Source organism: Acidimicrobiales bacterium, from assembly GCA_036273495.1.
In the GTDB taxonomy this organism is placed as follows: domain Bacteria; phylum Actinomycetota; class Acidimicrobiia; order Acidimicrobiales; family JAJPHE01; genus DASSEU01.
In genome coordinates this window covers 1-8,583 of sequence record DASUHN010000285.1, presented here as the reverse complement: position 1 = coordinate 8,583, position 8,583 = coordinate 1, and the positions used below count along the sequence as shown (strand labels likewise).

Annotated in this window: 9 protein-coding genes; 7 read left to right on the top strand and 2 right to left on the bottom strand. The window is 73.6% G+C overall.

Annotated features, from left to right (window positions below; genetic code table 11):
* The 6 genes from VFW24_12170 to VFW24_12145 all read left to right on the top strand — a co-directional run.
* Positions 1–1,145, top strand: a 1,145-nt coding sequence (locus tag VFW24_12170) for an amidohydrolase family protein (GenBank protein HEX5267520.1), incomplete at its 5' end; no start/stop codon positions are given.
* Positions 1,142–1,792 carry a TetR/AcrR family transcriptional regulator gene (locus VFW24_12165; GenBank protein HEX5267519.1) on the top strand — a complete coding sequence of 217 codons (651 nt, stop codon included), beginning with the start codon at positions 1,142–1,144 and terminating at the stop codon, positions 1,790–1,792. The genes VFW24_12170 and VFW24_12165, both read left to right, overlap by 4 nt.
* 30 nt (positions 1,793–1,822) lie before the next feature.
* Positions 1,823–3,094 (top strand): DUF427 domain-containing protein, encoded by a 1,272-nt coding sequence (locus VFW24_12160; protein ID HEX5267518.1) that lies wholly within the window; start codon positions 1,823–1,825, stop codon positions 3,092–3,094.
* Positions 3,091–3,936, top strand: coding sequence for an SDR family oxidoreductase (locus VFW24_12155; GenBank protein ID HEX5267517.1), 846 nt, complete (start codon positions 3,091–3,093; stop codon positions 3,934–3,936). The genes VFW24_12160 and VFW24_12155 overlap by 4 nt, the downstream gene beginning before the upstream one ends.
* 10 nt (positions 3,937–3,946) lie before the next feature.
* A complete protein-coding gene (locus VFW24_12150) occupies positions 3,947–4,753 on the top strand; it encodes a sugar phosphate isomerase/epimerase (GenBank protein HEX5267516.1) in 807 nt (268 codons plus the stop codon).
* A gap of 3 nt (positions 4,754–4,756) precedes the next feature.
* Positions 4,757–5,761 (top strand): amidohydrolase family protein, encoded by a 1,005-nt coding sequence (locus tag VFW24_12145; protein HEX5267515.1) that lies wholly within the window; start codon positions 4,757–4,759, stop codon positions 5,759–5,761.
* On the opposite strand, the gene VFW24_12140 is transcribed toward VFW24_12145, so the two are convergent.
* Together VFW24_12140 and VFW24_12135 are read right to left on the bottom strand one after the other, a co-directional pair.
* Positions 5,707–6,615, bottom strand: a complete 909-nt coding sequence (locus VFW24_12140; protein HEX5267514.1) for a TIGR03619 family F420-dependent LLM class oxidoreductase — start codon at positions 6,613–6,615, stop codon at positions 5,707–5,709. The two genes, VFW24_12145 and VFW24_12140, sit on opposite strands and share 55 nt — an antisense overlap.
* 71 nt (positions 6,616–6,686) lie before the next feature.
* Positions 6,687–7,613, bottom strand: a complete 927-nt coding sequence (locus VFW24_12135; GenBank protein HEX5267513.1) for an LLM class flavin-dependent oxidoreductase — start codon at positions 7,611–7,613, stop codon at positions 6,687–6,689.
* Between the two features lie 17 nt (positions 7,614–7,630).
* On the opposite strand from VFW24_12135, the gene VFW24_12130 reads away from it, so the two are divergent.
* Positions 7,631–8,452, top strand: a complete 822-nt coding sequence (locus VFW24_12130) for an SDR family oxidoreductase (protein ID HEX5267512.1) — start codon at positions 7,631–7,633, stop codon at positions 8,450–8,452.
* Positions 8,453–8,583: the final 131 nt, after the last annotated feature.

Genomic DNA, 8,583 nt, shown 5'->3' with positions numbered 1-8,583 from the left:
CGGCCCGGTTCTCCGACCGGGCCCCCCGCATAGTGCGCCAGAAGATCCGCTTCGTGGGCGACGGGGCCGGGGGCTCCGGGGCGGTGGGCTGGGTGGAGGACGACGCCGGGGACTGGTGCGACGTGTGGCACTACGACGACCTGGTCAGCCCGTTCATGATGCTGTCGGCCGCGGTGGGCTTCGACGAGCTCGGCTTCTCGGTGACCACCTTCGACCAGATCCGCCCCGGGGCGTGGCTCCAGGCCGAGCGCCTCGCCGACATGGCCGCCAACCACACCGACGCCGCGGTGTGCTTCCCCAACACCCTGCCCCGCTTCTGCGGCCAGGCCTTCTACGAGCGCGCCGATCACGAGCTGGCCGGTCACTGCGTGACCGCCTACAACGACTGGATGATCGACGAGTGGTGCGCCGGCGACGCCACGGGGCGCCTGATCCCCCTCACCATGGTGCCGCTGTGGGATCCCGAGGCCGCGGCGGCCGAGATCCGCCGCTGCGCCGCCAAGGGCTCCCACGCCGTGACCTTCCCCGAGAACCCCCATCCCCTGGGCCTGCCCTCGATCCACGACAAGGCCCGGTTCTGGGACCCGTTCTTCCAGGCCTGCTCGGAGACCGAGACGGTGGTCTGCATGCACATCGGCTCGTCGTCCAAGATGCCGTCGACCGCCCCCGATGCGCCGTTCATCATCTCTTCGACCCTTACGTTCCAAAACGCCATGGGGTCGCTGTGCGACTACCTGTTCTCCGGCACCCTGGAGCGCTTCCCCGACCTGACCATCGCCTACTCCGAGGGCCAGGTGGGCTGGATGCCCTACATCCTCGAGCGGGCCGACAAGCTGTGGGAGGAGCGCTCCAACAACAGCTTCGGCACGTGGCTGCCCAACCCGCCGTCGTCCTACATCCCCGGCCGGGTCTACGGCTGCATCTTCGACGACGCCACCGGGCTCCGGAACCGGGACGTGGTGGGCATGGACCAGATCTGCTTCGAGGTCGACTACCCGCACGCGGACTCCACCTTCCCCCACTCCCGGGAGACCCTCCAGAAGATCTCCTCGGAGGCCGGCCTGTCCGACGGGGAGATCTACAAACTGGCCCGGGGCAACGCCATCAAGGCCTTCGGGCTGGAGCGCTTCGGGATCACCAGCTGAGCGCAGGCGAGCCCACCGGGGAGCCCTGGGCGCGGACCCTCGACTCCCGGTCCACCCGGGCCCACGGCCGGCGCACGCTGGCCAAGCTGCTGGACGCGGCGGTGACCGAGTTTGCCGCCTACGGGTGGCACGGGGCGCGCATGGCGCGGATCGCCAAGCGGGCCGGCACGGCCCACGGGACCGTGTACGTGTACTTCTCCGACAAGGACGACCTGCTCGCCGCGGTGTACGAGGACGTGGGCGCCGAGTTCCGCGCCGTGGCCGAGGCCATGCCGCCCCTCGAGCCTGGTGCGGCCGGGTTCTCCGCCATCCGCGAGTGGATCACCGGCGTGTGCGCCGCCCTCCAGCGCCACGGCGCCGTGTTCCAGGCGCTGACCGAGGCGCTGAGCGACGAGGAGGACAGCCGGGCCGGACGGGCGGCGCTGCGCGACCAGGGCCGGGCCCTGGCGGCGTGGGCCGACCGCATCCGGGCCGCCGGCGCCAGCGGGTTCGACCCGATGATCGCCGCCCTGTGCATCTACGCCCTGATCGAGGGTTCGAACCGCTCGGTGCTGCGCGGCGAGCTGATCCTGTCCGAGGAGGAGCTGGTCGACGGCCTCTCCGAGTACGTCCACCGGTCCGTATTCGGGGCGGGCGCCGACGTCTGATCGTCAGTAGCCTGCCGGCGAGGAGGGGAAATGGCTGAATTCGAGTCGGCGTGGCTGCGCCGCCCGGACTACCGCATCGACGTGGTTCCCCAGCGGCGCCGGGTGCGGGCGTGGCTCGGTGACGTCCTGCTCGCCGAGAGCGACTCGTGCCTGGTGGTCGACGAGCAGGACCACCTGCTGCGGATGTACTTCCCGAAGGCGGACGTGCGCCTGGACCTGTTCAGCGCCACCGACCACCACACCATCTGCCCGTTCAAGGGGGAGGCCGAGTACTGGACGCTGACCGCGTCCGACCCGCCCCTCGAGAACGTGGTCTGGGCCTACCCCACCCCGCTGCCGGAGACGGAGGCCATCCGGGACCACCTGTGCTTCTACGAGGACCGGGTCCGCGTCGAGCTCGTCGACGACTGGCCCGACGGCGCCGTCTCGGTCCACCGCTTCCCGGCGTGGGGGGACGCAGCCGACCTCCTGCGACTGGTCGACGTGCAGCCGGGCGGGGAGGGGCGCTTCTCGGGCCCGGCCTACCCCACGCCCCGCAACGTGGTCGAGGGCAGCCAGATGCTGGCCCAGGCCATCGTCGCCGCGTCCAAGAGCGTCCCCGGCCAGCGGGTCACCTCGGCGTTCATGACCTATCCCAAGTCGGCGTCGTTCGACGCCCCGCTCGAGTTCCACGTCGAGGTGCTGAGGAGGGGCCGGACGTTCTCGACGGTCGAGGTGCGCACCTACCAGGACGGCGTGCTGCGGGCCCCGGGCCTGTTCCTCGCCGACTCCGGGGCCCGCGACGTCATCCGGGGCCAGCAGGAGATGCCGAAGGTGCCGGGACCCGAGGACGCCGAGCCCTATGACATGCGCGTGACCGGGCGCGACCTGCGCATCGTCGACGGCGCCTACTCCCCGGACCCGGACAAGGTCGGGCCGCCCGAGATCTACGCCTGGATGCGGTTCCGGGACGACCCCGGTGAGCAGCACCTGCGCGACGCCCTGCTGGCCCAGGCCACCGGGCACTGGACCATCGGCGCCGCCATGCTCCCCCATCCCGGGTTCGGGGAGGCCGACGCCCACGTCACGCTGTCGACGGGGATCATGTCGATCTCCATCGCCTTCCACGACGAGGCGCCCCTCGACCAGTGGTTCCTCTACGCCAACCCCGCCATCCATGCCGGGGGCGGGCTGGCCCAGGGGGACGGCCGGGTGTTCAGCCAGGACGGACGGCTGATGGCGTCGTACTCCGTGCAGGCGATGATCCGTAAGTTCGACCAGGCTCCCTCCACCATGGGGTTGGACGAGAGCAACGCCATGTGACTGCGCCCGTCGACGGGCCCGGGGCCCTGCTCGAGGGGCGCACGGCCGTGGTCACCGGCGGCGGGGCGGGCATCGGTGCCGCCACCTCCCGGTTGCTGGCCCGGCACGGGGCCCACGTGTTCGTGGTGGACGTGGACCGCGGCCGCGCCGCCGACACTGCCGCCGCCATCACCGCCGCCGGTCACGGCGCCACGCCGCTGGTCTGTGACGTGACCGACGCCGCCCAGGTCGAGGACCTGCGCCGGAGCGTCCTCGACGGCGGGGGCGGCCTCGACGTGCTGGTCAACAACGCCGGTGACTGGATCCGCAACGTCGGCGGTTTCGCCGCAGGAGGCCCCGAGCACTGGGACGACCTGCACCGGATCAACTTCCTGCACATCCTGCTGGTGACCCGGGCCTTCCTGCCAGCCATGACGGCGGCGGGCCGGGGAGCGATCGTCAACGTCTCGTCGGTCGAGGGGCTGCGGGGCTACCCGGTCGACCCCGTCTACGCCGCCTACAAGGCGGCGGCGGTGCACTTCACCCGCAGCCTGGCCGTGCAGGTCGGCGGCCACGGCGTGCGCGTCAACGGGATCGGGCCCGATGTGACCGAGAGCCTGCAGGTCCCCTACTCCGAGTGGATCCCGGCCGACCAGCAGCACATGTGGCCGCAGTGGGTCCCGGTCGGGCGGATGGGACACCCCGACGAGCAGGCGCGCGCCGTGCTCTTCCTGGCGTCGGACCTGTCGTCGTTCGTGACCGGGCACACCATCCCGACCGACGGGGGCACACTGGCCGGCGGCGGGTGGTACCGGTCGGCACGCGCGGCCCGGGGCTGGACCAACCGTCCCATCGATCCGTGAGGAGGGCGCCATGAGGGCCGGGACCGACGTGGGCATGTGCACCGCCGCCCTGCTGGCCGAGCCGTTCACGGCGTCGGACGCCGACATCCGGGCGGCGGCGGAGGCGGCGGTCGGGGCCGGCTGCACGGGGCTGTCGGTCTGGTCGCACCAGCTGGCGGCCCTCGGGGACCCCGGGGCGCTGGCCGTCCCGGTTGCCGTCGTCGAGGGAGCGCTGTTGTGGTCCGGTCCCGACGAGGAGGCGGCAGCGGACGAGGCGCGGATCCTCAGCGCCCAGGCCGCCGAGCACCGGGCCGGGCTGATCCTGGCGGTCGTCCTCGACGCCGTCGCGCCCGAGCCGGGGCGGGCGCGCGCCGGGCTCGGTCGTCTGGCCGAGTCGGCGGCGGCGGCGGGAGCGCGGGTGTGCGTCGAGTTCCTCCCGTGGAGCGGGCTGCCGTCGCTGGCGGCGGCCTGGGACCTCGTCGGGCCCCTGTCCGCCGACGTCGGCATCGTGGTCGACGCCTGGCACTGGCAGCGCCAGCCGGGAGGGCCGTGCCCCGACGTCCTCGCCGGCATACCCGGTGACCGCATCGCCTACCTGCAGCTCTGCGACGCGGCGGCGCAGCCCGGTCCGGAGCCGATGGACGAGGCGATGAACGGCCGGCTCCTGCCCGGGGAGGGGATGGTGGACTTCCCGGCCCTCCTGGCCGCACTCGACGGCATCGGGGCCGACCCGTTCGTGGCCACCGAGGTGTTCAACCCGTCGATCGTGCGCGAGCGGGCCGCATCCGGTGCCGCCACCGCCATGGTCACCGCCGCCCGCCGGGTCCTGGCCGGCTGAGCCGTGGCACCCCACGAGCGGGGACGGCCCGCGGTGGGGTCGGCGCCCCGGCAGCGGGAGGAGGCGGGGGGTAGGGGACCCACCGGGGAAACGGAACCGATCGTCGACACCCACGTGCACGTCGTCGACGCGCTACGCCAGCCGCTGCGGCCCACGGGTGTCGGCCGCAGGTGGTGGGATGCTCCCCACCGGGATGCCGGCGCCTTCCGCGCCGTCATGGCGGACCATGGCGTGGCCGCCGCCGTGCTGGTCCAGCCCGTCGGCGCCTACGGCTACGACAACGGCTACCTCCTGGACGCGGTGGGCGGCGGCGGACCGGCCCTGCGGGCCGTGGTGGCGGTGGACCTCGATGACGGGAGCCGGAGCGCATCCGAGCTGGCGGCCGACGTGGGCACCCTGGCCGGCCGCCCCGGCGTGTGCGGGGTCCGGCTGTTCGCGGTGGCGCCGGGCTCGGCGTGGGCGGAGGCGGAAGCGGTCGCTTCGCCCCGGTCGGCCGCCGGCGCCCGCGTGCGGGCGGTGTTCGGCGCGGCGCGGGACGCCGGTCTGGTCGTCGTGCTCACCGTCTTCTCCCACCAGCTGGCGGCCCTCGCCGGGGTCCTGGCCGGGTTCCCCGAGCTGGTCGTGGCCCTCGACCACTGCGCTTTCCCCGATCTCACGGACGCCCGCCTCGCGCCCGGCTCGACCCTGCTGGCGGTGCGCGACCACGAACAGGTGGTGCTCAAGGTGAGCTCGCACCTCCTCGGGGAGGCGGCGGCGGCCGGGGATCCCGCCGAGCTGGTGGCGGAGCTGGCCGACGTCTTCGGGCCCGGGCGCCTGCTGTGGGGCTCCGACTACCCCCAGACCGGGGACGACTACGGCGCCCTGCTCACCCTGGCCCGGCGGGCCGCCCGCCTCCTCCCGCCGGCGGGGCGCCGGGACTTCTTCGGGGGGACAGCCGCCCGGATCTTCGGCTTTCAGCCCCTGCTGCCCACCAGCGGGGCCACCTCTTCGGAGAACGCCGCCATCTGATCGAGCAGCTCGTCGCACGTGCGCGACGGGAAGCTGACCTGCAGATGGGTGACGCCGACGGCGGCGTCAGCTGCCACCGCCTCGGCCACCGCGTCGGGCTTTCCGGTCACGCACCACGCCCCCACGTCCCACCCCGGGTCCCCGACGTAGATCCTCATCGTTCCGCCCATGGCGAAGGGGAGCTCGGCGCGCCCGGCCGACTGGCGCAGGCGGTTGATGCCCTCCACCGCCGCCGCCATCCCGTCCTCGGGCGGCCCCTGGGGGAGCCAGCCGTCCCCGAGGTTGGCCGCCCGCCTGCGCGCCGCCGGGCTGGAGCCGCCCACCCAGATCGGCGGGCCGGCGGGCTGCACCGGGCGCGGCGTCTGGCCCACGTCCCCGACCCATTCGTCGGCGAAGGCGGCGCGCAGGGTCGCGATCGCCTCGTCGGTCAGGCGGCCCCGGCGGTGGAAGTCCACGTCCAGCGCCACGAACTCCCCTTCGGCGTGGCCGGCGCCCACCCCGAGGACCGCCCGCCCCCCCGAGAGGGCGTCGAGGGTCGAGAAGGCCTTGGCGGTGAGGAGGGGATGGCGGTAGGCGAGGATGTAGACCGTGGACGCCAGCCGGACGTTCTCGGTCACTCCCGCCAGCCATGACAGCGTCGCCACCGTGTCGTACCACGTGGTGGTCATGCGCGGCGCCAGGTCGCGGGGGATGGCGACGTGGTCACAGACGCTGATGTAGTCGAAGCCCCCGGCATCGGCCGCCCGCGCCACCGCCGCCAGCTCCGCCGGCCCGGCGTCGGCCTCCCACGGCTGGGCCATCAGCTTGGACTGGGCCTGCACCGGCAGCTGCATCCCGAAGACGACGTCACCCATGCCGCACCCACCTCCTAGGGAACGGACCGCACGGTAGCCCGGTGGGGCGCGGCCTTCTGCGGGGGACGCGGTCAGGCGTGCAGACGGGGGACGACGTCGGAAGCCAGGCCGGCGATCTGGTCCCGCACGGCGGCGGGGTCCATGCCGGGCAGGTGGATGCGCAGGTTCAGGGCGTCGGCGCCGGTCGAGCGCTGCAGGTCGGCCAGGATCCCGGCCATCTCGGCCCCGTCGGGCGTGGTCACGGTCTGGTCGGCGGGGATGGAGTCGGCCCGGGCGCCCTGGTAGAAGCGGCGCTGGCTCGCCACCAGGTCGGACTGCTGCGTGCCCAGCCACACCCGCCGGATCAGCACCTTGGGCATGGTCCCGCCCGCGTCGTCGTAGGCGTCGCACAGCTCCTTCAGCCGGTCCGGCGCCGACATGCCCTCGAGGAGGATGCCGGCGCCGCAGCGCGCCGCCCGGCGGGAGGCGGTCGGGGACACCGCGGCGCTCAGCACGGGGATCGGGTTGGCGGCGCAGGCCTGCAGGGCGCGGTCGGCGTCCAGGCCGTGCAGGTCGCGGCCGCGGAGCATGTCGACGACGCGCGCCAGCTCGGCCCGGAAGACGGCGGCCGAGTCGGCCACGTCGAGACCCATGGCCGCGAAGTCCAGCTCCATGGCACCCGACGCCACGCCCAACCCGACCCGACCGGGATGGCGGGCGGCCAGCCAGGCGATCTCCTCGGCCACCAGGGCGGTGGCCCGGAGCGGGAGGAGAAGGGGGCACGGCGCCGTCCAGCCGTGCGGGGTCTCCTCGAGCACGAACCCGGCCACCTGCAGCGGGTTGGGCAGATAGCCGCCCACCCCGCCGTGGTGCTCGCTGGTCATCAGCCCGTCGAAGCCCGACTCGAGAGCGATCCGGGCCTGGGCGCACAGCTCGGTCAGGATCGCCGTCGCGTCCAGCTCGTTGTGCGGATAGAGCCGGATCGACACCGATCCCCTCTCGAACGGTGCGCCGGTCACCACCGTAGGATCGCCGCATGGACACCGCTCCCGCCAGCCGCCGTTTCGAGGGAAAGGTGGCGATAGTCACCGGTTCGTCCGCCAACCCCAGCATCGGGCGCTCGACGGCGCGCCGCCTGGCGCGCGAGGGCGCGGCCGTGGTGATCAACGGGCGCGATCAGGCCCAGCTGACGGCGACCGAGAAGGAGTTGCGCGACGAGGGTCTGACGGTGGCGGCGGTGGCCGGCTCCGCCGAGAGCGACGACCTGCCCGCCCGCCTGGTCGACGCCGCCCTCGACAGCTTCGGGCGCCTCGACCTGCTGGCCAACACGGTGGGGGGCGCGCCCTACAACGGGCCGTGGGAGAAGCTGGACCGGGAGACCCTGCTGGCCACGGTTTCGCTCAACACCTGGCCCACGCTGGCCCTGATCCAGGAGGCGGTCCGACGGGGGCTCGCGGACGGCGGGGGAGCGGTCGTGAACATCTCGAGCGGCTCCCCCAAGAAGACCACGCCGGCCATGCTCTCCTACGCCGCCGCCAAGTCCGCCCTCGAGACCATGACCCGGACCCTGGCCCGGGACCTCGGTCCCCGGAACATCAGGGTGAACGCCGTGGCCCCCGGCCTCACCCGCACCACCGCCACCCGCAACCTCTGGGGGGCCGACGACGGGGCGGCGGCGGGGCGGAACCTGGTGCTCGGGCGCCTTACCGACGCCGAGGACATCGCCAACGCCGTGGTGTTCCTTCTCTCCGACGAGGCGGCCTCCATCACCGGCGTGATCATCGACGTCGACGGGGGCAACCACCTCGAGAGGGGTTGGTCCCCGTTCCTTCCCGAAGAGCTGGCCCGTAGGGGTTAGGAGTGGCGATCAGCATCGATCTGTCGGGTCGCGCCTGCATCGTGGTGGGAGGCGGCGGCGGGGGCATCGGCACCGCGATGGCGGTGGCGGCGGCCGAGGCCGGCGCCGACGTCGGGGTGGTCACCAACGTG

Excerpts from the sequence above, each read along its gene's own strand:
- VFW24_12150 (HEX5267516.1), top strand. The coding sequence starts at position 3,947 with ATGAGGGCCGGGACCGACGTGGGCATGTGCACCGCCGCCCTGCTGGCC.
- VFW24_12130 (HEX5267512.1), top strand. The coding sequence starts at position 7,631 with ATGGACACCGCTCCCGCCAGCCGCCGTTTCGAGGGAAAGGTGGCGATA.
- VFW24_12160 (HEX5267518.1), top strand. The coding sequence starts at position 1,823 with ATGGCTGAATTCGAGTCGGCGTGGCTGCGCCGCCCGGACTACCGCATC.
- VFW24_12140 (HEX5267514.1), bottom strand. The coding sequence starts at position 6,615 with ATGGGTGACGTCGTCTTCGGGATGCAGCTGCCGGTGCAGGCCCAGTCC.